We start from the raw sequence: 607 nt of genomic DNA on the forward strand, positions 1-607 counted from the left end.
CAAGGTGCTGCCGGTCGAGGACATGCCGTTCCTGGAGGACGGCACCCCGGTCGACATCGTCCTGAACCCGCTGGGCGTGCCCGGCCGGATGAACGTCGGCCAGGTCCTGGAGACCCACCTGGGATGGATCGCCGCCCAGGGCTGGGACATCAGCGGCGTCGAGGAGCAGTGGGCCGAGCAGCTGCGCGAAAAGGGCTTCGACCGCGTCGAACCGCACACCAACGTCGCCACCCCGGTCTTCGACGGTGCCAGCGAAGAGGAGATCATCGGCCTGCTGGACAACACGCTCGTCAACCGCGACGGCGGCCGGATGGTGCTGCCCAGCGGCAAGGCGCAGCTGTTCGACGGCCGGTCCGGGGAGCCCTTCCCGTACCCGATCTCGGTCGGCTACATCTACATCCTCAAGCTGCACCACCTGGTCGACGACAAGATCCACGCCCGCTCGACCGGCCCGTACTCCATGATCACCCAGCAGCCGCTGGGCGGTAAGGCCCAGTTCGGCGGGCAGCGGTTCGGTGAGATGGAGGTCTGGGCGCTGGAGGCCTACGGCGCCGCCTACGCGCTCCAGGAGCTGCTGACCATCAAGTCCGACGACGTGCTCGGCCGC

The 607-nt window shown here is 68.5% G+C and carries 1 protein-coding gene; it reads left to right on the top strand.

Annotation, left to right across the window (positions count from 1 at the left end; genetic code table 11):
* Nucleotides 1-607: DNA-directed RNA polymerase subunit beta (locus ACFPZN_RS56495; RefSeq protein ID WP_465252320.1), on the top strand; the 607-nt coding region annotated here is incomplete at both ends.

Origin of the sequence: Actinomadura rugatobispora (assembly GCF_042656285.1) — a bacterium.
Classification (GTDB): domain Bacteria; phylum Actinomycetota; class Actinomycetes; order Streptosporangiales; family Streptosporangiaceae; genus Spirillospora; species Spirillospora rugatobispora.